We start from the raw sequence: 26,749 nt of genomic DNA, 5'->3' as shown, positions 1-26,749 counted from the left end.
CGCCCACTATGCCATTTTCAATGGCATACTCGGGGTGTGGCTGATGAAGACGTTGACTTCCTGCCCGGCGACGGCCCAACCAGCGGTATCTCCGTCACACTGTCCGCCGGAACCCTGCAGGCCATCCGTGAGCGGGTCGGCAAGCGGGGCGTATCGGCGTACCTGGAGAAGGCGGCCCAGCGGCAGATCGAGCGGGACAACCTGGACGAGCTGATCGCGCACTTCGACGAGGTGCACGGCCCGGCCGACCCCGAGGCCGTGGCAGCCAAACGTGCCCGACTGACCGGCGGCGCCTCAAATGCCGGGGCGGCCGCGTGAGCGGTGCCCTAGTCCTGGACAGCGAGGGCCTGGCAAAGGCCGTACAGCGTGATCGGGAAATCCACGAGTGGCTGACGGCGGCTCGCGACGCGGACCTGCCGGTGATCACCTCAGCAGCCGTGCTGGTTGAGGTGATCCACCCGAAGATCAACGATGCCGCACTGAAGTGGACGCTGTCCCGCCTGAGCGTCGAGCCGGTGCCCCAGGCCGTTGCGCAATCCGCTGCCGCGTTGCTGCGTACAGCGGGGTTGCACGGCCATAAGTACGCAATCGACGCCATGCTGTGTGCGACCGCCCTACAGCATCCCGGCCGGGTGACGATCCTGACGTCCGATGTAGAAGACATCGCTCTGCTCACTGCCGGACATCCACGCGTGAGTTCGGAGAAGGTCTGAGCCGAGGCGCTTTGCAGAGATGGTGCTCGCTGTGCGGAGATCGTCCTGAAATTGATCGTGCTGGTTGTTCCCGCCTGTCCTCATGCCCCGCTTCAGGGCGAGCGCTTGGAAAAGGTCCTCGTGACGCGCCCCACGTCACCAGTGCGACCAAGCGGCGATCATATGGACGTCGACTGCGGCACATTCGCCGCCGGGGCATCGAGACAAGACCTTGGCCCGCGCCGTGAAACTGCTCGGTTGATATCAACGGCCAGTTCGTCTGGGGCAGATCACCCAGTACCTCGCCGGTGGCTGCGCCCTCATCGACAGGTAGGAAGCCACCACAGCCCTGCAAAGGGCGCCCTGATGGAGTCGGCCATGGACGCCCGCCGCCTCGGGCATGACATGGTGGCGGACAGGGACATCGGGCACGCTCTCTTGAAGTTGAGCCCAGGTTCGCGCGGCACTCGAGGCCCTGACGCCTGTGTACGCCCGCGAACCCGGCAGAACTCGCCTCCCCACCAGCAGGGTCAGACTCGCGGACTACCCGGGCCAGCACGGCAGGAAGGCACGGCGTACCAATGCCCCACCGGCCGAGCTGTGGGATGCCCTGACGGACCGTGCTGCGCGGGGAGTCCCTGACTGCCCTGGCGGAATCGGCCAGGGACCGGGGGCATCTGAGGATCGCTGTGCAGCTGCTCGTGGCCGCGACCGAGGCGCGGGTATCACTCAGCGGGTTGGTCACGTCCGGGCGGACGGAGCCTGATCATTCGCGACGGCCTTCTCGGATGCCGTGGCCTCGGGTATGCGCCAGACGATGCGGACCTGCTCGCCGAGGGGGAGCGAGGGGCCGCTGATGTAGACGCGGTGTATGAGGTAGAGGACGGCCAGCTGGAAGGCCCCCGGCTCCATGTCGTCCACTGTCGACACTGTCGCCCGGCTCAGCTTGTTCACCTGACGGACGACACGGGGCTCCGTTTCGAGAGGCCCGAGCTCGGCGACGATCTCCGGTCCGAGTTCGCCGTCCTCGCGCATGGCCAGGATCGAGCGCCGCATCAGGTCGGGCTCGGCGTCGATCCGGTCGAGGATACGGGCGAGGAGGTAGTCGTGGAGCAGGTCGGCCTCGATCCGGCCGTGCTCTACAGGCTCCTCGTCCGTGCAGTCAGGGCACCCCGCGCACTCGACGGGGCCGATGGCGTCGTCCCCCGGCCCCTCGTCGGCCTCTCGGGTGGACATGAAGCACGAGGTCGCCCATATGATCTCGGACGGGCTGAGCTCCAGGTCCTCGGCGGTCCACAGATCGGGGTCCGGGGATTCACCGCCTTTTGTCTCCTCGGGTATGTCGATCCGGTTGCGCATCAGGGACTCCAGGGTGACGAGAACCGGTTCCCAGTCCTGGGCGCTGAGCAGCAGCGTCGCCACACGGTCCCCCGGGCGCTTCCAGAAGATGAGGTCCTCGTCGTAGCCGTTGACGAAGTGCAGAACGTGGTCCGCCGGGTCGAATTCGACGCCGGACATCTCGCCGAGGTGGGTGAGGACGGCCTGCCGATCTCGATAACGCCCGACGTAGCGGCGGGCTTGGGCGACGAAGGACTCCATGGTGGTGTCGTCCAGCACCGCGTTGGGGCTGACCCCGATGAAGCGCGGCGGACTCAGCGGACCGGACCGACGGAGCTGTTGGGTTCCGTTCGCCCAGTGCAGTTGTCTGGTGTCAGGGTCGTACACCACGCAGTAGACGGGGATGTTCCCGTTCGCCCAGGTGTCGCCGTGCTGGTCGACACGCACCGCGTAGCCGTTGCCTCGGCGCCGGCTGCTCCCACCCTTGACCTGAACCTTGATTGTGTCGCTCGTGAGATGCCCGTTGTGGGTGAAGGTGACGTAGAGGTCCTCGCCGAAATCGTTCTGCCCGGAAATTTCCTGAACGATGTGGTCGTGCTCTTCGAACAGGGAGCGCAGCGCGTTCACGGCGGCCTGCCCCACGCGCCGCCCTTTCGAGATCTTCGGCATATCGTCCTCCCCCGGAGCTCCCTCGCCGGACCCCGGCAGATCCGGGACGGCACCGTCCTTCGGCATCCTGCCGCACGCCTCTGACATCCGGCCTGGGGAACGGCCGGGGGTTCACATGCCCAGCCTGGGAAGCCTCTCGCCGGGACACGGCCTTCCGGTGAACCATCTGGCACGCAATGATCACCAGGGACAGCAAGAAGGCCCGGGTCTCTGACCTGGGCCTTCTTCATGGAGCGGGTGACGAGAATCGAACTCGCGCTCTCAGCTTGGGAAGCTGATGTTCTACCATTAAACTACACCCGCGTAAGTACGGACATGATCCTCGCGGAGTCGGCGTCCGGACCTTGCTCACTGTACATCATCGCAGACCCCTGGTGCTCGGGCCCGGGGGTCTGAGCCCGTTTCAGGGGTGGGATCCGGCTGCGGGTGGGGCGAGTTGGGGCGTACCGTAGAGGCCTCGCGGAGGGCTCGGGGGAGGCCGGAGTGCCGCCTGGAGAGTCGTGTCTTTGATCCCGTAATGTGGCTTTTGTCGTCAGGGCGGTAAGCCCGACGAGGGTCTTGGGGAAGGGACTTAAGGGACTTGATGGAACGCACCGTCGTCCGCTGTGCGGATGGGCACGTCTTCAGCGCCGCTTCGTTCCCGATGCAGCAGGCCGAGCGGCTCGGCCCCGGCCGGCTCATGAGGTGCCCCCGGTGTGCCCGGCTCCGCAGTGTGGTGCCGGTCGCCCTGGAGAAGCGCTAGCGCAGCAGCGGTATCAGGGACATCAGCGGTAACGACAGACAGCAGCAGTAACACACAGCCCGCGGTACCCAGGCGCGCGGAGCCGTCGCGATTGTCACGGCTCCGCGCGCCTTGCGTATCCTCGCTACGTGCTTCTCTCAGACAAGGACATCCGGGCCGAGATCGACGCCGGGCGGGTACGGATCGATCCCTACGACGAATCCATGGTGCAGCCGTCGAGCGTCGATGTTCGGCTGGACCGTTACTTCCGGGTGTTCGAGAACCACCGGTACCCGCACATCGACCCCTCGGTCGAGCAGCCCGATCTGACCCGGCTGGTCGAGCCGGAGGGCGACGAGCCGTTCATCCTGCACCCCGGGGAGTTCGTGCTCGCCTCCACGTACGAGGTCATCTCGCTGCCCGACGATCTCGCCTCCCGTCTCGAGGGGAAGAGCTCGCTCGGGCGGCTCGGGCTCGTCACGCACTCCACCGCCGGGTTCATCGACCCCGGCTTCAGCGGCCACGTCACCCTCGAGCTGTCCAACCTCGCCACCCTGCCGATCAAGCTCTGGCCCGGGATGAAGATCGGCCAGCTGTGCATGTTCCGGCTCAGCTCGCCCGCCGAGTTCCCGTACGGCAGCGAGCGCTACGGCTCCCGCTACCAGGGGCAGCGCGGGCCGACCGCCTCGCGGTCCTACGTCAATTTCCATCGGACCCAGGTGTGAGGGCAGCCACAGACATGAGTGACGTTCGGGAGAACCTGACCTACGAGCGGTTCGGCCTCGCCGTCCGCGAGCTCGCGCAGACCATCGCCGACGACGGGTACGAGCCCGACATCGTGCTCAGCATCGCCCGGGGCGGGGTGTTCGTCGCGGGCGGTCTCGCGTACGCCCTCGACTGCAAGAACATCCACCTCGTGAACGTCGAGTTCTACACCGGGGTGGGGACCACCCTGGAAATGCCGGTCATGCTGGCGCCCGTCCCCAATGTGATCGACTTCTCCGACAAGAAGGTGCTGATCACCGACGACGTCGCCGACACCGGCAAGACGCTCAAGCTCGTGCGCGACTTCTGTCTCGACACCGTCGCCGAGGTGCGCTCCGCGGTGATCTATGAGAAGTCCCACTCCCTCGTGAAGTGCGAGTACGTCTGGAAGCGGACCGACGACTGGATCAACTTCCCGTGGAGCGTCGAGGCGCCCGTGGTGAAGCGGGCCGGGCAGGTGCTGGACGCCTGAGCACACCGGGCATGTGAAAGGGCCCCCGGGCACCTCAGCGCCGGGGGCCCTTTCACATGCCCGGGAAAACTAGAACGTGCCCAGCTTCACGATCGACAGCAGCGCGATCAGCTGGATCGCCGACGCCCCCAGCGCCCTCGGCCAGGGCAGGTCGTGGGAGCGGGAGACCATCAGGGTCAGCAGGGCGCCCGCGCCGATCCAGGTGGCCCAGCCGAGCAGTTGGACGAAGGTCGCGTCGCCGCCGAAGAACATGGCGACCAGCAGCCGTGGCGCGTCCGTGAGCGCGGTGATCAGCATGGACAGGCCGACCGTCGGCTGCCAGGCGCCGTCGCCGCCGAGCTGACGGGCCAGGGTGTGGGTGACCACGCCCAGGACGAACAGGCCGAGCACCATCACGACCGCCGTGATCAGCACGATCGGCACCGCGTTGGCGAGCGTGGCGCCGATGGCGTCCTTGCGGGCGTTGTCGAAGCCGAAGACGGCCAGCAGGCCGTAGAGGAAGGTCGTGATGAGCGCCGGGGCCCACATCGTGTAGTCGCGCATGCGCAGGAAGGTCTGGTCGGGGGAGAGGATGATCCCCTTCAGCAGCTCCTTCCAGTGCAGCCGCGGGCCCAGCGGGGCGGCGGGCGCCGCGGCCGAGCCGGCCTGGTAGGTCGCGCCCTGCGTGTAACGGGCGGCCTCGTCGATCGAGAACGCCTGGGTGCGGCCCGGGTTGTCGGCCCCGTACGGGTCGTGACCGGGAGCGCCGGCGCCCGGGTAGCCGCCGTCGTCCCCGAAGTACTCCGGCCCGTCGTCGGCCGGGCCCGGGTAGCCGTAGGACTGTCCCGGCCGGCCGTACGGCTGCTGCCCCTGTTGCGGGTACGACCGCTGTCCCGGCTGCCGGTACGACTGCTGCGGGTGCGGCCGCTGCGGTGCCTGCGGGTAGCCGTACGCGGGCCCCGCGGGCTGCCCGTACGACGGTCCCGGCTGCCCGTGCTGCGGTCCGGGCCGGCCGTACGACGGTCCCTGCGGCGCCTGCTGTCCTTGGGGGGTGCGGTTGTCCCGGCCCCCGCGTCCGATCCTGAATCCAGCCACGTCATCGAACGTACCTGGTCCCGGAGAGTGACGTGCCGGGCCCGGGCATCCCGGCCCGGCTTTGCGGCCGACCTGTGACATCCCCTAAGGGACCGTCAGCGACTCGACCAGGGGGCGGTCAGGGGTTTCCCCCGGTTTCCCGCGCCGCGGGGTGCCGCCGCCTGACCACCGGTGAGGGCGAGCGCGGTGCCGGTGGGCGAGGATGGTGCCATGAGCGTAGTGAAGATCAACGTGCTGACCGTGCCCGCCGAGCAGCGGGAGGTTCTGGAGAAGCGGTTCGCCTCCCGGGCCCACGCGGTGGAGAGCTCCGACGGCTTCGAGTGGTTCGAGCTGCTGCGTCCCGTCGAGGGCACCGACACCTACCTCGTCTACACGCGCTGGCGTGACGAGGAGTCCTTCCAGGCGTGGATGGAGGGGCCGATGAAGTCCGCGCACCAGGGGGGCGGGGAGGGCGCCGAGCGCCCGAAGCCCGCGGCCTCCGGCTCCACCCTGTGGTCCTTCGAGGTGGTGCAGCAGGCGGGGCCGAAGGAGGCCTAGCCGAACGGCGTCACGAGGGTGGGGCGGTGCGGCGGACGGTCCCGGCCGACGCGGTCTTCGCGGCCACGACGACCGCCATGGCCACGACGACCGCATGGCCACGACGACCGCCACGGCCACGGCGGCGACGGGATGCCCGGTGCCGTACCGGCCGCTGCCCCGCCACCCGGCCGGGCCGGGCAGGGCCGCGTTCCCGCCCCTGTGGAGGCCCGGCCCCTTCGCCTCACCGTTGTTGCCCGCTGACCGTCTCGAAAGGCATCGGCACCATGGACGAGCGACAGCAGCACACCGACGGCTCGCTGGAGGAAGCGGCGGAGGTGTTCCAGCGGCTGCGGCCGCGGCTGTTCGGTGTCGCCTACCGCATCCTGGGCAGCGTCGCGGAGGCCGAGGACGTCGTCCAGGAGGTGTGGGTGCGCTGGCAGGGCGCCGACCGGGGCGCGGTGCTGGACCCCGGGGCGTTCCTCGCGACGGTCGCCACCCGGCTGGCCGTCAACGTGGCCCAGTCGGCGCGGGTCCGCCGTGAGGCCTATGTGGGGCCGTGGCTGCCGGAGCCCGTGGACACCAGCGTGGATCCGCAGGTCGGCGCGGAGCGTGGCGAGGCGCTGGAGCTGGCCGTGCTGGTGGTCCTGCAGAAGCTGAACCCGGTCGAGCGGGCGGCCTATGTGCTGCGCGAGGCGTTCGCGTACTCGTACGGCGAGATCGCGGGCATGCTGGAGCTGAGCCAGGCCAACGCGCGGCAGATCATCAGCCGGGCCCGCAAGCGTCTGTCCGCCGAGCGTCGCGAGCCGGTGGAGGCGGCACAGCACCGGCGGCTGGTCGAGGCCTTCGTCGCCGCCGCGCGGCACGGTGACGTGGCCGCCCTGGAGAGCCTGCTGGCGGCCGACGCCGTCGCCTACGCGGACGGCAACGGCATGCGCGGTGTGGCCCGGTTGGCGGTCGTGGGGGCCGGGCGCGTGGCCAGGATCAGCGCGTTCACCCGGAAGTTCTTCCCCGGCGCCGGGTACGGCGTCGTCGAGGCCAACGGCCGGCCCGGCATACGTCTGGTGCAGAACGGGGTCACCGTCGCCCTGGTCGGTGTCACGGCCGGGCCGGACGGCATCGACGGGCTGTACTGGATCCTGGCCCCCGCCAAGCTGCGGGCCTACGAGCGTTCCGCTCACAGGCCCGCAGGCCGCCCGTGACGCACGCGCCACACCGGCTCGTCGGCCGCCCCTGACGCACCAGCGGCGGCCGGCCGTCGGCTAGTTCCGGTTGAGCCAGTCCTCGTAGCGGGTGGTGGCGATGTGGGCGGTGGCGTCGCCGACGAGTACGTCGGGCATGCCCGCGAACGGTCCGGCGGTCTCGTCGGTGACGACGGTACGGCCGTCCGGCTTCGCCGCCAGGGTGATCTCGGCGAGCCGGTCGAGCCGCTGGATCTCGGGGCCCGCGATGTTGCGCACACCGTACGACGGCTCGGCCTGCGCGGCCTCCGCGACGGCGGTGGCGACGTCGGCGGAGGCCATGGGACGCAGCCGCACTGACGGCAGGTGGACCTCCGTGCCCTCGGTGCACATGTCCATCACCGGAGCGATGAACTCGAAGAACTGCGTGGCACGCACGATGCTGTAGGGCACGCCGCTGTCGCGCACGGCCTCCTCCTGGGCGACCTTGGCCCGGTAGTAGCCGTAGTCGGGGACCTGGTCGACGCCGACGATGGACAGCGTGACGTGGTGGCGCACGCCCGCCTCCTTCTCGGCCGCGAACAGGTTCCGCGCCGAGCGGGTGAAGAAGTCCAGCGCGGGCTCGGTGTCGAAGGAGGGGGAGTTCGACACGTCCACGACCACGTCGGCGCCCTTGAGGGCGTCTGCCAGGCCCTCGCCGGTGAGGGCGTTCACCCCCGTGGAGGGAGCGGCCGGCAGGGGCTCGTGACCGCCCTCGCGCAAGCGCGCGACCACCTGTGAGCCGATGAGCCCCGTACCGCCGACAACCACGATCTTCATCACTGTCTCCGTTCACTGACTGGGCCCTCGCGGCGGGTCCGGCGACATCCGCCGGACCCGGTGCGTGGGCACGTACACCAGCAGGACAGGGCAGCGGACGGATCTGTGACAGCCGGGCCGCGCAGCAGCAGCGCAGGACGCCCCAGCGGCCCCGGCCCCGGCCCCGGCTCCGGCGCCCGGCACGCCGTTGCCGTCCGCCAAGGCCGACCCCCGTACGACGACCTGGTCGTCCGTACGCGAACGGCGCCCCCTGCCTGTGCGTTGCAGGGGGCGCCGTTCGGGTCGTGGAGCCGCGTGTCACTTCACCGGCTCGGGCTCCGGCTCGGTCTCGCTCTCCGTCTCGCCGGCCGGGTCGACCGGGGTCCGCACCGAGTCGAGCAGCAGCTGGGCCACGTCCACGACCTGGATGGACTCCTTGGCCTTGCCCTCGTTCTTCTTGCCGTTGACCGAGTCGGTCAGCATGACGAGGCAGAACGGGCAGGCGGTGGAGACGATGTCCGGGTTGAGGGAGAGGGCCTCGTCGACGCGCTCGTTGTTGATGCGCTTGCCGATCCGCTCCTCCATCCACATCCGGGCGCCGCCGGCGCCGCAGCAGAAGCCGCGCTCCTTGTGGCGGTGCATCTCCTCGTTGCGCAGGCCCGGGACCTTGCCGATGATCTCGCGCGGGGGCGTGTAGATCTTGTTGTGGCGGCCCAGGTAGCACGGGTCGTGGTAGGTGATGATGCCCTCGACCGGGGTGACCGGGATCAGCTTGCCCTCGTCCACCAGGTGCTGCAGCAGCTGGGTGTGGTGGATGACCTCGTAGTCGCCGCCGAGCTGCGGGTACTCGTTGCCGATGGTGTTGAGGCAGTGCGGGCAGGTGGCGACGATCTTCTTCGCCGACTTCGGCTTCCTGGACTCCGGCGTGACGTTGCCGTCCTCGTCGGTCTCCTCGCCGAAGGCCATGTTCAGCGCGGCCACGTTCTCCATGCCGAGCTCCTGGAACAGGGGCTCGTTGCCGAGGCGGCGGGCGGAGTCACCGGTGCACTTCTCGTCGCCGCCCATGATCGCGAACTTGACGCCCGCGATGTGCAGCAGCTCGGCGAAGGCCTTGGTGGTCTTCTTGGCGCGGTCCTCCAGGGCGCCGGCGCAGCCGACCCAGTACAGGTACTCGACCTCGGTGAGGTCCTCGATGTCCTTGCCGACGACCGGGACCTCGAAGTCGACCTCCTTGGTCCACTCCAGGCGCTGCTTCTTGGCCAGGCCCCAGGGGTTGCCCTTCTTCTCCAGGTTCTTGAGCATCGTGCCCGCCTCGGAGGGGAAGGCGCTCTCGATCATGACCTGGTAGCGGCGCATGTCGACGATGTGGTCGACGTGCTCGATGTCCACCGGGCACTGCTCGACGCAGGCGCCGCAGGTGGTGCAGGACCACAGCACGTCCGGGTCGATGACGCCGTTCTCCTCGGCGGTGCCGATCAGCGGCCGCTCGGCCTCGGCGAGCGCCGTGGCGGGGACGTCCTTCAGCTGCTCCTCGGAGGCCTTCTCCTCGCCCTCCATGGTCTTGCCGCCGCCGGCCAGCAGGTACGGCGCCTTGGCGTGCGCGTGGTCCCGCAGGGACATGATCAGTAGCTTCGGGGAGAGCGGCTTGCCGGTGTTCCAGGCCGGGCACTGCGACTGGCAGCGGCCGCACTCGGTGCAGGTGGAGAAGTCCAGCAGGCCCTTCCAGGAGAACTGCTCGACCTGGGAGACACCGAAGACGTCGTCCTCGCCCGGGTCCTCGAAGTTGATCGGCCTGCCGCCGGAGGTCATGGGCTGCAGGGCGCCGAGGGCGGTCTCACCGGTGGCGTTGCGCTTGAACCAGATGTTCGGGAAGGCGAGGAAGCGGTGCCAGGCCACACCCATGTTGGTGTTGAGCGAGACCGTGATCATCCAGACCATGGTCGTGCCCAGCTTGATCATGGCGGTGAAGTAGGTCAGGTTCTGCAGCGTGGAGAGGCTGAGCCCCTTCAGGGCCAGGATCAGCGGGTACGAGGCGAAGTACGCGGCCTCGTAGTGGTCCACGTGGTGCTGGGCGCCCTCCAGACCGCGCAGGGCGTAGATCGCCAGGCCGATGATGAGGATGACGTACTCGACGAAGTACGCCTGGCCCATCTTGGAGCCCGCGAACCGGGACTTGCGGCCGGGGCGGGACGGCAGGTTCAGCAGGCGGATGACCATCAGCGTGATGATGCCCAGGGTGGTCATCGAGCCGATGAACTCGATGTACAGCTCGTAGGGCAGGAAGTCGCCGACGACGGGGAGCGTCCAGTCGGCCTGGAAGAGCTGCCCGTAGGCGTTGATGATGGTCGGCGGCAGCGTCAGGAAGCCGATGGCCACGAACCAGTGGGCGAAGCCGATGATCCCCCACCGGTTCATACGGGTGTGGCCGAGGAACTCCCGGACCAGGGTCACGCTGCGCTGGTACGGGTTGTCGGTACGGGAGCCGGCGGGGACGGGCTGGCCCAGCTTGAAGTACCTGACGAACTGACCGATGGCGCGGGCGAGCAGAGCAACGCCGACCACGGTCAGGACCAGCGACACGATGATCGCGGCGAGTTGCATGGGGGCTCCTGAGGCGGCCTCGAAATTACTAAGCGGTAACTTATGCAGTCGGTCTGAGACTACCCCCATCTTCCGGCGGGATGCAGCCGGGCGCGGGGTGATGCGCATCATCCCACGGCTGATCGGATCGTGTTATTCGTACCTAATTGCTCCTTTCGCCCCTACCTTAGAGCCGTGCTCTACGGGATCGCCGCCGCTACCGCCGCCCTGCTCCTCGCCGCCTTGCTCTCGGCGCTGCTCAGGGTGCCCGCGCTGCGGGCGGGCATCGTCGACCGGCGCCGCCAGCGGCGGCTGCCGCTGCTCGGCGGGCTCGCCGTGGTGGTCGTCACCTGTCTCGTCGCCTGGGTGGGGCAGCGCACCGCGATCGCGCCGCTCGGGGACGGGGTCGACCGGCTGCTGGTCGCCGCCGCCTCGGTGGCCGCGCTGGGCCTGGTCGGCGACGTCTGGCGGATCCGCGCGCGCGTGCTCGTCGCGGGGACGGCCGTGGCGGCGGCCTGTGTGGTGCCGTACCAGGAGACGGGCGTGCTGGGCGGGATCCTCGCGGTGGGCTGGATCGTCCTCGCCACCCTCGCCTTCAGGGGGCTGGACCACGCGGACGGGCTCGCGGGGACCGTCGGGGTCGTCACCGCGTTCGGGGCGGGGGCCTGCGCGGCCGCGGAACTGATGGACGGGCTCGCGGTCCTGCTGAGCGTCCTCGCCGCCGCCCTGACCGGCTTCCTGATGCACAACTGGCATCCGGCGCGGATCGGGCTCGGCGCCTGCGGCTCGCTGTTCACCGGGTTCCTGCTGTCGTCGTCCCTCGTCTTCACGCGCGCGGGGTACGGGCTCGTGCCGAGCGTGGCGGTGATGTTCTGCCTCAGCGCGGTGGCCCTCGCCGACGCCGTCCTCGTGGTCCTCGCCCGGCGGCTGGCCCGGCGCCCGCTGCTGCGGCGCGGCCCCGACCATCTCGTGCACCGGCTGCGCCCGCTCGGGCTCACCCCGCAGGGCTCCGTCGTGCTCCTGTCGGCCGGCACCTTCTCCTCGGTGCTCGTCGGGGTGCTCGTGCACACCGGATGGACGGGCGAGGGGGCGGTGCTGTGGGTGGCCGGAGGGGTTCTGCTGGTCGTCGGCGTGATCCTTCGCATCCCTGTCCAGCAACCCCGGCGGATGCCGTCTACGCAGGTCAGCGGCCAGTTGCGTGTAAGGAACGGATAAGACTTGAGCCCCATCGACTCAGGTCTGTTGACCCGGGGGGAGCCGTCGTGCACACTTGAGTCCGTTCCACTCAAGTCAGCTGGAGGAATCAACCATGGCACGTGCGGTCGGCATCGACCTGGGCACGACTAACTCCGTCGTCAGCGTTCTGGAGGGCGGCGAGCCCACCGTCATCACCAACGCCGAAGGCGCCAGGACCACGCCGTCCGTCGTCGCCTTCGCCAAGAACGGTGAGGTGCTCGTCGGCGAGGTCGCCAAGCGGCAGGCGGTCACGAACGTGGACCGGACCATCCGCTCGGTGAAGCGTCACATGGGCACCGACTGGAAGATCCAGCTCGACGGCAAGGACTTCAACCCGCAGCAGATCTCCGCGTTCATCCTGCAGAAGCTGAAGCGGGATGCCGAGGCCTACCTGGGCGAGAAGGTGACCGACGCGGTCATCACCGTCCCCGCCTACTTCAACGACTCCGAGCGTCAGGCGACCAAGGAGGCCGGTGAGATCGCCGGTCTGAACGTCCTGCGCATCGTCAACGAGCCTACCGCCGCCGCGCTGGCCTACGGCCTCGACAAGGACGACCAGACGATCCTCGTCTTCGACCTCGGTGGCGGCACCTTCGACGTCTCGCTGCTGGAGATCGGCGACGGCGTCGTCGAGGTGAAGGCCACCAACGGTGACAACCACCTCGGTGGTGACGACTGGGACCAGCGCGTCGTCGACTACCTGGTCAAGCAGTTCCAGTCCGGTCACGGCGTGGACCTGTCCAAGGACAAGATGGCCCTCCAGCGCCTCCGTGAGGCCGCCGAGAAGGCCAAGATCGAGCTGTCCTCCTCCACCGAGACCTCGATCAACCTGCCCTACATCACCGCGTCCGCCGAGGGCCCGCTGCACCTGGACGAGAAGCTCACCCGGGCCCAGTTCCAGCAGCTGACGGCCGACCTGCTGGAGCGCTGCAAGACGCCGTTCCACAACGTCATCAAGGACGCCGGCATCTCCATCAACGAGATCGACCACGTCGTCCTCGTCGGTGGCTCCACCCGCATGCCCGCCGTCGCCGAGCTCGTCAAGGAGCTGACCGGCGGCAAGGAGGCCAACAAGGGCGTGAACCCGGACGAGGTCGTCGCCATCGGCGCCTCGCTCCAGGCCGGTGTCCTCAAGGGCGAGGTCAAGGACGTCCTGCTGCTCGACGTCACCCCGCTGTCCCTCGGTATCGAGACCAAGGGCGGCATCATGACCAAGCTGATCGAGCGCAACACGACCATCCCGACCAAGCGCTCCGAGATCTTCACCACGGCCGAGGACAACCAGCCGTCGGTGCAGATCCAGGTCTACCAGGGCGAGCGCGAGATCGCGGCGTACAACAAGAAGCTCGGCATGTTCGAGCTGACCGGTCTGCCGCCGGCGCCGCGTGGCGTCCCGCAGATCGAGGTCTCCTTCGACATCGACGCCAACGGCATCATGCACGTCACGGCGAAGGACCTCGGCACCGGCAAGGAGCAGAAGATGACCGTCACCGGCGGCTCCTCGCTGCCGAAGGACGAGGTCGACCGCATGCGCCAGGAGGCCGAGCAGTACGCGGAGGAGGACCACCGCCGCCGCGAGGCCGCCGAGACCCGCAACCAGGGCGAGCAGCTCGTCTACCAGACCGAGAAGTTCCTCAAGGACAACGAGGACAAGGTCCCGGGCGAGATCAAGACCGAGGTCGAGGAGGCCGTCGCCGAGCTGAAGGAGAAGCTCAAGGGCGAGGACACCGCCGAGATCCGCACCGCCACCGAGAAGGTCGCGGCCGTCTCGCAGAAGCTGGGCCAGGCCATGTACGCCGACGCCCAGGCCGCGCAGGCCGGCCCGGAGGGTGCCGCCGCCGGTGGCGCCAAGGCCGCCGACGACGACGTCGTGGACGCCGAGATCGTGGACGACGAGCGCAAGGACGGTGCCGCGTGACGGAGGAGACCCCGGGCTTTGAGGAGAAGCCCGACGTCCCCTCCGGCGCCACCTCCGACGACGCCGAGCCGAAGGCCGCCTCCTCCGAGAAGGGGGCGGCCCCGGCCGGGGACGGAACCGAAAGTGCCGGTCTGGTCGCCCAGCTGGACCAGGTGCGCACCGCGCTGAACGAGCGCACGGCGGACCTCCAGCGCCTCCAGGCCGAATACCAGAACTACCGCCGACGCGTCGAGCGGGACCGGATCACGGTCAAGGAGATCGCCATCGCGAACCTCCTGACCGAGCTCCTGCCCGTGCTCGACGACATCGGCCGCGCGCGGGAACACGGCGAACTGGTCGGCGGCTTCAAGTCGGTGGGCGAGTCGCTGGAGACCGTCGCGGCCAAGCTGGGCCTGCAGCAGTTCGGCAAGGAGGGCGAGCCCTTCGACCCGACCATCCACGAGGCCCTGATGCACAGTTACGCGCCGGACGTCACCGAGACGACCTGCGTGGCGATCCTGCAGCCCGGGTATCGCATCGGCGAGCGCACCATCCGCCCCGCGCGGGTGGCCGTCGCCGAGCCGCAGCCCGGCGCGCAGACCGTCAAGGCCGAGGGCGCCGAGGACACCACCGAGGCGAAGCAGGCCGACGACAAGGAGAACGGTGGCCCGGACGAGGGCTGACGTGAAGACCACTGAGGGGAAGGAGGGACGTCGGGGATGAGCACCAAGGACTTCATCGAGAAGGACTACTACAAGGTCCTCGGCGTCCCCAAGGACGCCACCGAGGCCGAGATCAAGAAGGCGTACCGGAAGCTCGCCCGCGAGTTCCACCCGGACGCCAACAAGGGCAACGCCAAGGCCGAGGAGCGCTTCAAGGAGATCTCCGAGGCGAACGACGTCCTCGGCGACCCCAAGAAGCGCAAGGAGTACGACGAGGCTCGCGCCCTGTTCGGCAACGGCGGCTTCCGCCCCGGGCCGGGCGCCGGCGGCTCCTTCAACTTCGACCTGGGCGACCTCTTCGGAGGCGGCGGGACCACCACCCAGGGCGGAGGCTTCGGGGGCGGCATCGGTGACGTCTTCGGGGGCCTGTTCAACCGCGGCGGCACCGCCGGCACGCGTACCCAGCCCCGGCGCGGCCAGGACATCGAGTCCGAGGTCACGCTGAGCTTCACGGAGGCCATCGAGGGCGCCACGGTGCCCCTGCGGATGTCCTCCCAGGCGCCCTGCAAGGCCTGCTCGGGCACCGGCGACAAGAACGGCACACCGCGCGTGTGCCCGACCTGTGTCGGCACCGGGCAGGTCGCCCGGGGCTCCGGCGGCGGCTTCTCGCTCACCGACCCCTGCCCCGACTGCAAGGGCCGCGGCCTGATCGCCGAGCACCCCTGCATGGAGTGCAAGGGCAGCGGCCGCGCCAAGTCCTCGCGGACCATGCAGGTCCGCATCCCGGCCGGAGTCACCGACGGCCAGCGGATCCGGCTGCGCGGCAAGGGCGCGCCCGGCGAGCGGGGCGGACCGGCGGGCGACCTGTACGTGGTCGTGCACGTCGGCGAGCACCCGGTGTTCGGGCGCAAGGGAGACAACCTCACGGTGACCGTCCCGGTGACCTTCGCCGAGGCCGCGCTCGGCGGCGAGGTGCGGGTCCCCACCCTGGGCGGCCCGCCCGTCACCCTGAAACTGCCGCCCGGCACGCCCAACGGCCGCACCATGCGCGCCCGGGGCAAGGGCGCGGTCCGCAAGGACGGCACCCGCGGTGACCTGTTGGTCACCGTCGAGGTGCGTGTGCCCAAGGACGTGTCGGGGAAGGCTCGTGACGCGCTCGAGGCGTATCGCGAGGCGACCGCGGGCGAGGATCCGCGGGCGGAGCTGTTCGAGGCCGCGAAGGGAGACTGAGAGAGATGGACGGCCGTCGACGTAACCCGTATGAACTGACCGAGGAGACCCCGGTCTACGTCATCTCGGTGGCGGCCCAGCTCTCCGGACTCCACCCGCAGACGCTGCGCCAGTACGACCGCCTGGGCCTGGTCTCCCCGGACCGCACCGCGGGCCGGGGCCGCCGCTACTCGGCCCGCGACATCGAACTGCTGCGCACCGTCCAGCAGTTGTCGCAGGACGAGGGCATCAACCTGGCCGGCATCAAGCGCATCATCGAACTGGAGAACCAGGTCGCCGCGCTGCAGTCCCGCGTCGCGGAGCTGGAGGCGGCCCTGGACGGCGCGGCGGCCGCGATGCAGCAGCGCGAGGCCGCCGTCCACGCCTCCTACCGCCGCGACCTGGTCCCGTACCAGGAGGTCCAGCAGACCAGCGCGCTGGTGGTGTGGCGGCCGAAGCGGCAGCAGGACTGACGCGGGACCGAGTGGACCACCAGGGGCCGGCAGAAGCGATTCCGCCGGCCCCTTCGCCGTACCTGCCGGCGGTGCACCACGCTCCGGCACCTCCACCGAGCCGCCCGACTCTTCGGCCGAGAATGTTCGGTCGGGTGTGCGAGGCGGGCGGGCGTCGGTGAAGGGTCCGTAACGGGGGCATGAAGGGGGATTCGCGTAGTCTTTCCAGGCCTTCACGGGCTGCGCGGAGCGTGATGTTGCCATCTCGTTAAGTGGTTCCGCTTGACGCCGGGTGCGGCCTACGCGTTGTCTTTTCAGACACCTGGGTCGTATAGCTGCCCTACGTCCGGAACGCACCTGAAGTGAGCCCTCGAATGCGTCGTATCGCCATATCCGTGGCCGCATCCACGATGACCCTCTCGCTCGCCGGTTGTGGCGTGCTGGGAGCGACGGGGGACGGCGCGAGCGCGAGCCCGAGCAAGGGCAACGACATCACCGTGGGCCTGCTGCTGCCGGAGAAGGCCAACACCCGCTACGACAAGTTCGACTACCCCATCATCAAGAACAAGGTGGCCGAACTCACCGGCAAGCAGGGCAAGGTGGAGTACGCCAACGCCGACGCGGACGCCTCCCAGCAGGCCTCGCAGATGCAGAAGATGATCGACGAGAAGGTCGACATCATCATGATCGACGCGGTCGACTCGCACGCCATCGCCCCCGAGGTGAAGAAGGCCAAGGACGCGGGCATTCCGGTCATCGCCTACGACCGTCTCGCCGAGGGCCCGATCGACGCCTACGTCTCCTTCGACAACGAGCTCGTCGGCGAGGTGCAGGGCCGCACCCTGCTGGAGGCCCTCGGCTCGGCCGACAGCTCCAACAAGATCGTCATGGTGAACGGCTCGCCCACCGACCCCAACGCCAAGCAGTTCAAGCAGGGCGCGCTCTCCGAGCTGACCGGCAAGGTGACGATCGCGGCGACGTACGACACCACGGACTGGAAGCCGGAGCTCGCCCAGACCGAGATGGCCAGGGCCATCAGCGCGATCGGCAAGAACAACATCGCCGGCGTCTACGCCGCCAACGACGGCATGGCCGGCGGTGTCATCAAGGCCCTGAAGGCCGCCGGCGTCACGAACCTGCCCCCGGTCACCGGCCAGGACGCGGAACTCGACGCCGTCCAGCGGATCGTGGCCGGTGAGCAGTACATGAGCGTCTACAAGGCCTACCCGGACGAGGCCGAGGCCGCCGCGCAGATGGCCGTCGCCAGGGTCCGCAGCCAGGACATCCAGTTCGACGCGCTCACCCAGGACAAGGTCGACAGCCCCACCACCAAGGCCATCCCGTCCAAGCTGATCCAGCCGGTCGCCCTGACCAAGGGCAACATCAAGTCCACGGTCGTCGCGGACGGCATCTACACCGTGGCCGACATCTGCACGCCCAAGTACAAGGCTGCGTGCACGGCGCTCGGCCTGAAGTAGGCGTCCGAAGGCGTACGGGGCTGCGCGGCGCCCCGTCCCGCGCCACCCCCGTGGGCGCGGGACGGGTCCCCTCCGGGTGTGCCGGTGACACCTGGGGGAAGTGGGACCAACGATGCCGTGACGTGGTCCGGGCCACCACCATCAGCTTGTTGCAATGCGAGGGGCGGAGCCTGGCCGATACCCGGACATAACTGCGTTTAACGGCGGCCCTGTTGTGGAGAGCCGTGTTGCGGACCCGGTCGGCGCCGCGCATAGTTGCGCTGCGGAAGTGGCAGCACACCGGGGGTGAAATGGGCGATGGCCGGGCGCGGGGCGGAGGAACATCCACACGGCGCCGACCGACTGTGCGCGGCCGGCGACCGGGTCTATTCCCGGGCCGTACGCCGGGGGCGCGTGCCGCGCACTGATGCCGAGGCGGTGCCCTGCCTGCTGGAACTGGCCCTGCTGCACCCGGATCCCGACGACATGGACTGGCTGGTGCCGACCTCCCCGCAGGAGGTCATGACCAGGCTGCTGCGCGGGGTCTACGACGAGGTCAGCGAGAGCCAGCGGCGGGTGGGCTCGGCGGTGGCCGCCTTCGAGTGGTACGCCGGACTCGGCCGTCAGCTGGGCGCACTGGCCGCACCGGCCGAGGGCAGCGCGATCCGGGTGCTGGACGGGCTCTCCCGGATCCAGGCCGCGATGGACGAGGCGACCGAGGCGTGCACGACCGAGGTGCTCACCGTGCAGCCCGGCGGCATCCGCCGGGAGGCCGAGCTGACCGAGGGGCTGCACCGGGCACTGGCCCTGCGCGGCCGGGGCGTGCGCATGCGCGACCTGTACACGCACGTGGCCCGGCACGGCCAGGGCCTGCTCAACTACCTGGAGCTGATGGGCGACACGGTCGAGGCCCGCACCCTGGACGAGGTGATCGACCGGCTCATCCTGTTCGACCGCACGGTGGCCTTCATCCCGGCCAACGCCGACCGCACGATGGCCCTGGAACTGCGTCACCCGGCCCTGGTCGAATACCTGGTGACGGTCTTCGAGCGGCTCTGGCGCCTCGCCATCCCGCTGACGGCCCCCCTCCCCGACACCGGCATCGAGGGCATCTCGCACCGCGAGCAGTCCATCGCCGCGCTGCTCGCCGAGGGCCACCAGGACGCCGTGATCGCCGAGCGGCTCGGCATCAGCGTGCGCACCTGCCGGGCCCATATCGCCCGGCTGTCGGAGACCCTCGGCGCGGCCAGCCGTACCCAGCTGGGCGTGCGGATCGCCCAGGTCGGCCTGGACGGCCACCGCGGGCCCGGCCTGCCGGCCGGCGCGCTCACGGTTCCTGATCAAGAATCCCCGAGCGTGCGATGAGATAGCCCAGCTGGGCCCGGCTGTCGCTGCCCAGGGTGGCGGCGAGCTTGGCGATGTGCAGGCGGGCGGTGCGGATGTTCATGCCGAGGCGGTCGGCGATGACGGCGTCGGTGTGCCCCTCGACGAGCAGGGTGGCGATGGCGCGCTGGCGGGGCGTGACGCCGTTCACCGACGGCGGCTGCACCGCCTTCGGGAACATCGGCGTGGCCAGCCGCCAGAGCCGCTCGAAGGTCGTGACGAAGTACTTGATCAGCGCCGGGTGACGGACCTCCAGGGCGAGCGTGCCGTCGTCGGCGGCGGGCAGGAAGGCGACCTTGCGGTCGATCACGATGAGCCGGTCCGGCACCTCGTCGAGGCTGCGGGCCTCGGTGTCGCCGCGCCGGAAGTGCTCCAACGGCCCGTACACCTCCGGCACATGGCGCAGGGTGTGCTGGTAGAGGGTGCGGATACGGCCGCCGCGGTCCAGCAGCGCCTGATCGCGCCCGAAGGCGGTGTCGCGGGCCACCTCTCCGCGCGGGCCGGTGAGGCCGGCGTGCGGCTGGATGGTCAGGGACTCCTCGGTGGCGTCGACCATCGCGTCGGTGATGGCCCGGTTGATCTGCTCGGTGCCGCTGAGCAGCCGCAGCATCGCCGGCCCGGCGCCGGTGCCGGAGTCCTGCCGTACGTCGATCCGCAGGAGCGGCCCGAACCGCTCCACCAGCCGGTCCTCGCGCCGCCGTTCCTCGGCGACCCGTGCCGCGGAGGCGCGCAGCAGCCGGTGCAGTGCCGCGGTGGGCGCGACCGGTTCGAGCTGTCCGACGTCGTCCAGCGCCGGGTGGAGCAGGCCGAATTCGGTGAGACAGGGCACGTCGGCGGCCTCGCCGACGGGGATCCGCCCCTCCCGCAGGGCCCGCTCGTACACCTCCTCACCGGCGGCGCACAACTCCTCGACCCCGTGTTCCCGGTGCGTCACCGGCCCGCCTCCCCCTGGACGTCGAGGATCCCGGACCGCCCGATGAGGTAGCCCAGCTGGGCCCGGCTGTCGCTGCCCAGGGTGGCGGCGAGCTTGGCGATGTGCAGGCGGGCGGTGCGGATGTTCATGCCGAGTCTCTCCGCGATGTGGGCGTCGGTGTGGCCTTCGATCAGGAGGGCGGCGATGGCGCGCTGGCGGGGCGTGATGCCGTTCAGGGTGGGCGGCTGGGCGGCTACGGGGTACATGGGGGTGGCCAGGCGCCAGAGGCGGTCGAAGGCGGTGGCGAGGAACTCGACGAGGGCGGGATGGCGGATCTCCAGGGCGAGGGTGCGGTCGGCGTTGGCCGGGATGAAGGCCACCGTGCGGTCCACGACGATGAGGCGGTCGGTGATCTCGTCGAGGGTGCGGGCCTCGGCGGCGCCTCGCAGCTGCTCGTAGCGGGCGAGGACCGAGGGCGCGTGCCGGAGGGTGTGCTGGTAGAGCGTGCGGATACGGCCGCCGCGGTCGAGGAAGTCCTGGTCGCGGGCGAGTGCCTCGGCGCGCGCCTCGGCAGGCGTGCGGGTGTGGCTGATGTGCGGCTGGACGGCGAGCAGTTCGCCATGGCCGGCGGCCATGGCCCGGGTGATGGCCTGGCCGATGCGCGGGAGCCCGCTGAGGACGGCGACCGCCGGCGGGTCGTCGGCCCCGGCGTGCCGGCCGTCGATCCGCAGCAGGGGTTCGAACAGATCGGCCAGCCGGGCCTCGCGCCGCCGCTCGTCGGCGATGCGGTCCTCCGAGGCGCGCAGCAACCGGTGCAGGGCGACGGCGGGTGCGAGGGGCTCCAGTGTGTCCGGGGCCCCGGCCGACGGCCGCAGCAGGCCGAAGTCGACCAGGCAGGGCGCCCCCTCGGCGTCCCCGGCACGCAGGTGACCGTCTCGCAGCGCGCGTGCGTACAGCGCCGCTCCCTCGGCGCACAGGTCCTCCGCACCGTGTGCCACATGCGTGGCCCGGGCCATCGTGCCCTCCCTCCCGGACTCAGAGGTCCTGGTCCAGGATCCCCGACTGCGCTATGAGAAAGCCCAGCTGGGCCCGGCTGCCGCTGCCCAGGGCCGTCGCGAGCTTGGCGATGTGGGCGCGGCACGTGCGGACGTTCATGCCCAGGCGCCGGGCGATGGCCTCGTCCACGTGCCCCTCGACCAGCAGCTTGGCGATGGAGTGCTGGATCTCCGTGATGCCGTCGGGGGCGGTCTCGTAGGGGGCGCCGGCGCTCAGCGGGACCGCGCGGGCCCACATGAACTCGAAGACCTTGACCAGGTAGCGGACGAGCCCCGGATGCCGGAGTTCCAGGGCGATCTCCCCGTCGTCGCGCGTGGGGATGAAGGCCACGGTCTCGTCGCAGATGATCAGTCGCTCGACGAGTTCGTCGATGGTCCGGTACTCCACCTTGCCGTCGGTGAACTGGGCGACGTACGCGAGCGTCTCCGGGCTGTAGCGGGCCGGGTGCTGGTAGAGGGTGCGGATGCGGCAGCCGCGTTCGATCATCGGCCGGTCGCGCTCCAGTGCCTTGGTGAGGGTGTGCTCCAGTCGGCGGCGGCTCGGCTGGACAGTGAGCATCTCGGTCTGGCACTGGGAGGTGGCCAGATCCAGTGCCGCGTTGATGCGGTCGAGGCCCTCCAGCACGGTGATGGAGTGCGTGGTCGCCGTGGGCTGGGCACTGATGCTCATGAACGGCTCGAACGCGTCGGCCAGTTCGATGGACTGCCGCCTGCGCTGGCTGATCTCCTGCTCGATGGGGTTGAGCCGCTGGGCCAGGGCAATGGATGGGGGGACCGGACGCAGCCAGTTCGGGTCGTCGGGATCGGGATGAAGGAGGGCGAACTCCATCAGACACGGCGCGGGTTCCACCTCCGCACGGGCTAGGCGTCCCGTCCGGAGAGCGTTCCCGTAAAGGCGTCGCCCGTCCTCGCACAGGTCGGTCAGCCCGTGGGGATGTGTCCGCTTAGTCTCATTTATCGCCAAATCTCCACCCCCCAGGGTCCTGAACGTGCAGGAACATGATGCATCGTTTGTGTGGCCATGACGTGCCGGAATGGGCCATCGTCGTATTCGGACGGGGGAGAGGTGACCTTCAAATGAGGACGAAGCCGACTATGCATAAGAGAATGCTTCGCTCGGCGCTTGTCGCCGCCTTCTCCGCCGCGCTGGCCTTCGGAGTGATGACCGGTCATGCGGGCGCGAAGAGCGATGCCGCACAGGACAGCAGCTGGCTGGTCAAGGCCACGCCCGGCGACAGCAGTTGGGTGACCGCGGCGTCCGCCGCCCCGGGTGACAGCTCGTGGCTTGCTCCTGCCGACAGTTCGTGGGTCGCCCCCGCCGACAGCAGCTGGGCCGTGCGGTCATGACCACCCCACCCGACGACCGGTCCTTCCGCCGCGAAATGGCCACGGCGTACCGCTCCGGCTGGCACTTCATCGACCTGGTCACCGCCATCCCCCACAGCGGTGACTCGCTGATGGTGACCGTGTTCGGTGAGCCGGTCGTCGTGACGCGGGACGAGGACGAGGACGTGCGGGCGTACCGGTGCCTGCGCAAGCCGCGCGGTGCGCCACAGCCGGTGCGGTGTGCCGTCCGGTACGGAATGATCTTTGTGAACCTTGACCAGCGGGACCACCGGCTCGCCGAGCCGGCGGACCAGAACCTGAGGACCATCTCGGCCACCCCCCGCAGTGCCTGACGCGATTCCCCCGTCGTAAAAGATCGCTCAGGTGCTTCCCCCCGCAGCGGCGTCACCGTGACCTGAACACGGTGACGCCGCTGCAGTTTTCGGGATATTCCATGGCATGTCGCGCTATGGGTCCGCCGCCAGGGTGGCTGAAAGTTTTCGGCCATCTCAGCGGTTCCCCAAGGTCCGCTCGACCGCGATCTCGATCACCACGCGCGCCGGATTCGGCCTCGGTGTCCGCTCGTAGCGTTCGGCATAGCGCCGTACCGCCTCCGCGACCCGTTCCGGTTCCGTGCGCACCCACGCCCGCCCCTCCAGCGTGGCCCAGCGCCGGCCGTCCACCTGGCACACCGCGACCCGGGCGCCCTCGGGCCCGGCCGCCAGGACGTGTCCGGCCTTCGCGCTCGACTTGCCGGTGATCACCCGGGCCAGCCCGGCCTCCGCGTCGTACGTCACCCCCACCGGCACCACATGCGGGCTGCCGTCGGGCCGGAGCGTCGTCAGGGTGCACAGGTGGCGTTCTCGCCAGAACTCCAGGTACTGCTCAGAGTGCTTCGCCATGACCGCAACCTAACCCCTGCCTCCTGACTTGAGCGGAATAGACTCAACTTTGTGTACGCTGTCTAAGTCAGCAGTGGAGAGTGCGGCCGAGGAGGAGAACGGACAACGTGGACGCCGAGCTGACCAACAGGAGCCGGGACGCGATCAACGCGGCCAGCAACCGGGCCGTGACCGAGGGGCACCCGGACCTCACCCCTGCCCACCTGCTGCTTTCTCTGCTCCAGGGGCAGGACAACGAGAACATCACCGACCTGCTCGCGGCCGTCGAGGCCGACCAGGCCGCCGTACGCGCCGGCGCCGAGAAGATCCTGGCCGCGCTGCCCAGCGTGACCGGATCCACGGTCGCGCCCCCGCAGCCCAACCGTGAGCTGCTGGCCGTGCTCGCCGACGCCGACGCGCGCGCGAAGGAGCTCGGTGACGAGTACCTGTCGACCGAGCACCTGCTCATCGGCATCGCCGCCAAGGGCGGCCGCGTCGCCGAACTGCTCCAGGCACAGGGCGCCGGCGCCGAGAAACTGCTGGAGGCCTTCAAGAAGGCCAGGGGAGGACGCCGCGTGACCACCGCCGACCCCGAGGGCCAGTACAAGGCCCTGGAGAAGTTCGGCACCGACTTCACCGCCGCCGCCCGCGAGGGCCGGCTCGACCCGGTCATCGGCCGGGACCAGGAGATCCGGCGGGTCGTACAGGTGCTGAGCCGCCGTACGAAGAACAACCCCGTCCTCATCGGTGAGCCGGGCGTCGGCAAGACCGCCGTGGTGGAGGGGCTCGCCCAGCGGATCGTCAAGGGTGACGTGCCCTCGTCGCTGAAGGACAAGCGGCTGGTCGCGCTCGACCTCGGCGCGATGGTGGCCGGCGCCAAGTACCGCGGCGAGTTCGAGGAGCGGCTGAAGGCCGTCCTCGCCGAGATCAAGGACTCCGACGGGCAGATCATCACCTTCATCGACGAGCTGCACACCGTCGTCGGCGCCGGTGCCGGCGGCGACTCCGCCATGGACGCGGGCAACATGCTCAAGCCGATGCTGGCCCGGGGCGAGCTGCGCATGGTCGGCGCCACCACCCTGGACGAGTACCGGGAGCGGATCGAGAAGGACCCCGCCCTGGAACGCCGCTTCCAGCAGGTACTGGTCGCCGAGCCGACGGTGGAGGACACGATCGCGATCCTCCGTGGCCTCAAGGGCCGGTACGAGGCCCACCACAAGGTCCAGATCGCCGACAGCGCGCTGGTCGCGGCGGCCACCCTCTCCGACCGCTACATCACCTCCCGCTTCCTGCCGGACAAGGCCATCGACCTCGTCGACGAGTCCGCCTCCCGCCTGCGCATGGAGATCGACTCCTCGCCCGTCGAGATCGACGAACTCCAGCGCGCCGTCGACCGGCTGAAGATGGAGGAGCTGGCGATCGCCAAGGAGACCGACCCGGCCTCCGTCGCCCGCCTGGAGAAGCTGCGCCGCGACCTCGCCGACAAGGAGGAGGAGCTGCGGCACCTCACCGCCCGCTGGGAGAAGGAGAAGCAGTCCCTCAACCGGGTCGGTGAGCTCAAGGAGCGCCTGGACGACCTGCGCGGCCAGGCCGAACGCGCCCAGCGCGACGGTGACTTCGACACCGCCGCCAAGCTGCTCTACGGCGAGATCCCGCAGCTGGAGAAGGAGCTGGAGGCCGCCTCTCAGGCCGAGGAGGAGGCCGCCAGGGACACGATGGTCAAGGAGGAGGTCGGCTCCGACGACATCGCCGACGTCGTCGCCGCCTGGACCGGCATCCCGGCCGGCCGCCTGATGGAGGGCGAGACGCAGAAGCTGCTGCGCATGGAGGACGAGCTGGGCAAGCGGCTCATCGGCCAGACCGAGGCCGTACGGGCGGTGTCGGACGCGGTCCGCCGCTCCCGCGCGGGCATCGCCGACCCCGACCGCCCCACCGGTTCCTTCCTCTTCCTCGGTCCGACCGGTGTCGGCAAGACCGAGCTGGCCAAGGCCCTGGCGGACTTCCTCTTCGACGACGAGCGGGCCATGGTCCGCATCGACATGTCGGAGTACGGCGAGAAGCACAGCGTGGCCCGGCTGGTCGGCGCGCCTCCCGGCTACGTCGGCTACGAGGAGGGAGGCCAGCTCACCGAGGCCGTCCGCCGCCGCCCGTACTCCGTCATCCTCCTGGACGAGGTGGAGAAGGCCCACCCCGAGGTCTTCGACATCCTGCTCCAGGTCCTGGACGACGGCCGCCTCACGGACGGCCAGGGCCGCACGGTCGACTTCCGCAACACCATCCTGGTGCTCACCTCCAACCTGGGCAGCCAGTTCCTGGTCGACCCGTTGACCAGCGAGGCGGAGAAGAAGGAGCAGGTCCTGGAGGTGGTCCGGAGCTCCTTCAAGCCGGAGTTCCTCAACCGGCTCGACGACCTGGTGGTCTTCTCGGCACTGACCAAGGCCGAGCTGGAGCGGATCGCCCAGCTCCAGCTCGACCGCCTCGGCAAGCGCCTGGCCGAGCGGCGCCTGACCCTTCAGGTCACCCCGGAGGCGCTGGCCTGGCTCGCGGAGGAGGGCCTGGACCCGGCCTACGGCGCCCGCCCGCTGCGCCGCCTCGTCCAGACCGCCATCGGCGACCGCCTCGCCAAGGAGATCCTCGCCGGCGAGATCAAGGACGGCGACACGGTCCGCGTCGACCGCTTCGGCGAGGGCCTGCTGGTGGGTCCGGCGACGGGAAAGACGCTGTGACGCCCACAGGGTGAACGTGGTGCACCGTGCGAGGGCCTGACCGGGCCCTCGCTCTTCACCTGGTCCGTCCTCGCCTCGCCACCCCTGTCACCTGGGCCCCTGCGCCCCGCAGCCGGAATCATGTCGGCCAAAGGCGGACAGGCGGGCGGCGGGGCTTGCCTCCCCCCTCCCCGCATGGGGGAGGATGGCGGAATCCGCATGAAGGGAAAAACACGGTGAGCATCGACCCGTCCTCGATTCCGAACTTCGGGGGCCAGCCCGAACCGCAGCCCCAAGGACCGGCGGGCCCCGTCGTCCCGGATCAGGATCTTGTGAAGCAGCTCCTCGACCAGATGGAGCTCAAGTACGTCGTCGACGAGGAGGGTGACCTCGCGGCGCCGTGGGAGCAGTTCCGCACGTACTTCATGTTCCGAGGAGAGGCCGAGCAGGCGATCTTCTCGGTGCGGACGTTCTACGACCGCCCCCACAAGATCGACGAGAAGCCGCAGCTGCTGGAGTCCGTCGACGACTGGAACCGCCGCACCCTGTGGCCCAAGGTGTACACCCACACCCACGACGACGGCACCGTCCGTCTGATCGGCGAGGCCCAGATGCTGATCGGCACGGGCGTCGACATCAACCACTTCGTCTCCTCGACGGTCAGCTGGGTGCGGGCCGCGATCGAGTTCGACCGGTGGCTCGTCGAGCAGCTCGGCCTGGAGCAGGAGGTCAACGAGGCGGACAAGCCCGAGGACGAGGAGGAGTAG

At 69.8% G+C, this 26,749-nt stretch carries 25 protein-coding genes and 1 tRNA gene; 17 read left to right on the top strand and 9 right to left on the bottom strand.

From position 1 onward, the window contains the following. Window positions 1–36: 36 nt before the first annotated feature. Together ACWDEN_RS21170 and ACWDEN_RS21165 are read left to right on the top strand one after the other, a co-directional pair. Complete coding sequence (locus tag ACWDEN_RS21170; protein ID WP_351602408.1) at window positions 37–318, top strand: hypothetical protein; 282 nt, start codon at window positions 37–39, stop codon at window positions 316–318. Further along, window positions 315–713 (top strand): type II toxin-antitoxin system VapC family toxin, encoded by a 399-nt coding sequence (locus tag ACWDEN_RS21165; RefSeq protein ID WP_450859870.1) that lies wholly within the window; start codon window positions 315–317, stop codon window positions 711–713. The genes ACWDEN_RS21170 and ACWDEN_RS21165 overlap by 4 nt, the downstream gene beginning before the upstream one ends. 720 nt (window positions 714–1,433) lie before the next feature. Here the strand turns inward: ACWDEN_RS21165 and ACWDEN_RS21160 are convergent. Together ACWDEN_RS21160 and ACWDEN_RS21155 are read right to left on the bottom strand one after the other, a co-directional pair. Further along, window positions 1,434–2,699 carry a DUF4365 domain-containing protein gene (locus ACWDEN_RS21160; protein WP_450859869.1) on the bottom strand — a complete coding sequence of 422 codons (1,266 nt, stop codon included), beginning with the start codon at window positions 2,697–2,699 and terminating at the stop codon, window positions 1,434–1,436. A gap of 229 nt (window positions 2,700–2,928) precedes the next feature. Beyond that, window positions 2,929–3,002: transfer RNA gene (locus ACWDEN_RS21155), tRNA-Gly, on the bottom strand. Window positions 3,003–3,569: 567 nt separating this feature from the next. Between ACWDEN_RS21155 and dcd the strand changes: the two genes are divergently transcribed. Beyond that, window positions 3,570–4,145: a dCTP deaminase gene (gene dcd / locus ACWDEN_RS21150; protein ID WP_055705140.1), complete on the top strand. Its 576-nt coding sequence runs from the start codon at window positions 3,570–3,572 to the stop codon at window positions 4,143–4,145. Window positions 4,146–4,159: 14 nt separating this feature from the next. Next, a complete protein-coding gene (locus ACWDEN_RS21145) occupies window positions 4,160–4,657 on the top strand; it encodes a phosphoribosyltransferase (protein ID WP_351602414.1) in 498 nt (165 codons plus the stop codon). Window positions 4,658–4,726: 69 nt separating this feature from the next. Here the strand turns inward: ACWDEN_RS21145 and ACWDEN_RS21140 are convergent, their stop codons facing one another. Further along, entirely contained in the window at window positions 4,727–5,812 is a 1,086-nt protein-coding gene (locus ACWDEN_RS21140; protein ID WP_351602416.1) for a Yip1 family protein, read from the bottom strand. A 129-nt stretch (window positions 5,813–5,941) separates the two neighbouring features. Here ACWDEN_RS21140 and ACWDEN_RS21135 point away from each other — a divergent pair, with 129 nt between their 5' ends. Next, complete coding sequence (locus ACWDEN_RS21135) at window positions 5,942–6,268, top strand: antibiotic biosynthesis monooxygenase family protein (RefSeq protein WP_450859868.1); 327 nt, start codon at window positions 5,942–5,944, stop codon at window positions 6,266–6,268. 266 nt (window positions 6,269–6,534) lie between these two features. After that, on the top strand, window positions 6,535–7,449 hold the full coding sequence (gene sigJ, locus ACWDEN_RS21130; protein WP_450859867.1) for an RNA polymerase sigma factor SigJ: 915 nt from the start codon (window positions 6,535–6,537) through the stop codon (window positions 7,447–7,449). Window positions 7,450–7,509: 60 nt separating this feature from the next. On the opposite strand, the gene ACWDEN_RS21125 is transcribed toward sigJ, so the two are convergent. Together ACWDEN_RS21125 and ACWDEN_RS21120 are read right to left on the bottom strand one after the other, a co-directional pair. Next, a complete protein-coding gene (locus ACWDEN_RS21125) occupies window positions 7,510–8,247 on the bottom strand; it encodes an SDR family oxidoreductase (protein WP_450859866.1) in 738 nt (245 codons plus the stop codon). Between the two features lie 297 nt (window positions 8,248–8,544). Next, window positions 8,545–10,827 (bottom strand): (Fe-S)-binding protein, encoded by a 2,283-nt coding sequence (locus ACWDEN_RS21120; protein ID WP_351602423.1) that lies wholly within the window; start codon window positions 10,825–10,827, stop codon window positions 8,545–8,547. Window positions 10,828–11,001: 174 nt separating this feature from the next. Here ACWDEN_RS21120 and ACWDEN_RS21115 point away from each other — a divergent pair, with 174 nt between their 5' ends. The 7 genes from ACWDEN_RS21115 (at window position 11,002) to ACWDEN_RS21085 (ending at window position 19,084) form a co-directional block, all read left to right on the top strand. Next, window positions 11,002–12,021 (top strand): MraY family glycosyltransferase, encoded by a 1,020-nt coding sequence (locus ACWDEN_RS21115; RefSeq protein ID WP_351602425.1) that lies wholly within the window; start codon window positions 11,002–11,004, stop codon window positions 12,019–12,021. 94 nt (window positions 12,022–12,115) lie between these two features. Then, complete coding sequence (gene dnaK / locus ACWDEN_RS21110) at window positions 12,116–13,960, top strand: molecular chaperone DnaK (RefSeq protein ID WP_351602427.1); 1,845 nt, start codon at window positions 12,116–12,118, stop codon at window positions 13,958–13,960. After that, on the top strand, window positions 13,957–14,622 hold the full coding sequence (gene grpE / locus ACWDEN_RS21105; protein WP_351602429.1) for a nucleotide exchange factor GrpE: 666 nt from the start codon (window positions 13,957–13,959) through the stop codon (window positions 14,620–14,622). The genes dnaK and grpE overlap by 4 nt, the downstream gene beginning before the upstream one ends. A gap of 36 nt (window positions 14,623–14,658) precedes the next feature. Next, window positions 14,659–15,831: a molecular chaperone DnaJ gene (gene dnaJ, locus ACWDEN_RS21100; RefSeq protein WP_351602431.1), complete on the top strand. Its 1,173-nt coding sequence runs from the start codon at window positions 14,659–14,661 to the stop codon at window positions 15,829–15,831. 5 nt (window positions 15,832–15,836) lie between these two features. Next, on the top strand, window positions 15,837–16,283 hold the full coding sequence (locus ACWDEN_RS21095; protein ID WP_023547970.1) for a heat shock protein transcriptional repressor HspR: 447 nt from the start codon (window positions 15,837–15,839) through the stop codon (window positions 16,281–16,283). Window positions 16,284–16,636: 353 nt separating this feature from the next. Next, entirely contained in the window at window positions 16,637–17,740 is a 1,104-nt protein-coding gene (locus tag ACWDEN_RS21090; protein ID WP_450859865.1) for a sugar ABC transporter substrate-binding protein, read from the top strand. 297 nt (window positions 17,741–18,037) lie between these two features. After that, window positions 18,038–19,084 carry a helix-turn-helix transcriptional regulator gene (locus ACWDEN_RS21085; protein ID WP_351602434.1) on the top strand — a complete coding sequence of 349 codons (1,047 nt, stop codon included), beginning with the start codon at window positions 18,038–18,040 and terminating at the stop codon, window positions 19,082–19,084. Here the strand turns inward: ACWDEN_RS21085 and ACWDEN_RS21080 are convergent. Genes ACWDEN_RS21080 through ACWDEN_RS21070 form a run of 3 tightly spaced genes read right to left on the bottom strand, consistent with a single transcriptional unit; the run spans window position 19,047 to window position 21,995 of the window. Then, window positions 19,047–20,036 carry a helix-turn-helix transcriptional regulator gene (locus ACWDEN_RS21080; protein ID WP_450859864.1) on the bottom strand — a complete coding sequence of 330 codons (990 nt, stop codon included), beginning with the start codon at window positions 20,034–20,036 and terminating at the stop codon, window positions 19,047–19,049. The two genes, ACWDEN_RS21085 and ACWDEN_RS21080, sit on opposite strands and share 38 nt — an antisense overlap. Beyond that, complete coding sequence (locus ACWDEN_RS21075) at window positions 20,033–21,031, bottom strand: helix-turn-helix transcriptional regulator (RefSeq protein ID WP_450859863.1); 999 nt, start codon at window positions 21,029–21,031, stop codon at window positions 20,033–20,035. The genes ACWDEN_RS21080 and ACWDEN_RS21075 overlap by 4 nt, the downstream gene beginning before the upstream one ends. Before the next feature lie 19 nt (window positions 21,032–21,050). Beyond that, window positions 21,051–21,995: a helix-turn-helix transcriptional regulator gene (locus ACWDEN_RS21070; protein ID WP_351602605.1), complete on the bottom strand. Its 945-nt coding sequence runs from the start codon at window positions 21,993–21,995 to the stop codon at window positions 21,051–21,053. Between the two features lie 170 nt (window positions 21,996–22,165). Here ACWDEN_RS21070 and ACWDEN_RS21065 point away from each other — a divergent pair, with 170 nt between their 5' ends. After that, window positions 22,166–22,417, top strand: coding sequence for a hypothetical protein (locus ACWDEN_RS21065; protein ID WP_351602440.1), 252 nt, complete (start codon window positions 22,166–22,168; stop codon window positions 22,415–22,417). Beyond that, window positions 22,414–22,749: a hypothetical protein gene (locus tag ACWDEN_RS21060; protein WP_351602442.1), complete on the top strand. Its 336-nt coding sequence runs from the start codon at window positions 22,414–22,416 to the stop codon at window positions 22,747–22,749. The genes ACWDEN_RS21065 and ACWDEN_RS21060 overlap by 4 nt, the downstream gene beginning before the upstream one ends. A 156-nt stretch (window positions 22,750–22,905) precedes the next feature. On the opposite strand, the gene ACWDEN_RS21055 is transcribed toward ACWDEN_RS21060, so the two are convergent. After that, window positions 22,906–23,298: a pyridoxamine 5'-phosphate oxidase family protein gene (locus tag ACWDEN_RS21055; protein ID WP_351602444.1), complete on the bottom strand. Its 393-nt coding sequence runs from the start codon at window positions 23,296–23,298 to the stop codon at window positions 22,906–22,908. Window positions 23,299–23,405: 107 nt separating this feature from the next. Between ACWDEN_RS21055 and clpB the strand changes: the two genes are divergently transcribed. After that, entirely contained in the window at window positions 23,406–26,003 is a 2,598-nt protein-coding gene (gene clpB / locus ACWDEN_RS21050; protein WP_450859862.1) for an ATP-dependent chaperone ClpB, read from the top strand. A gap of 215 nt (window positions 26,004–26,218) precedes the next feature. Continuing rightward, a complete protein-coding gene (locus ACWDEN_RS21045) occupies window positions 26,219–26,749 on the top strand; it encodes a type III secretion system chaperone family protein (RefSeq protein WP_351602448.1) in 531 nt (176 codons plus the stop codon).

The sequence above is a fragment of the Streptomyces sp. NPDC001153 genome, from assembly GCF_053598315.1.
Note: the sequence above shows the minus strand (reverse complement) of the source record. Positions and strands in the feature narration are given on the sequence as shown.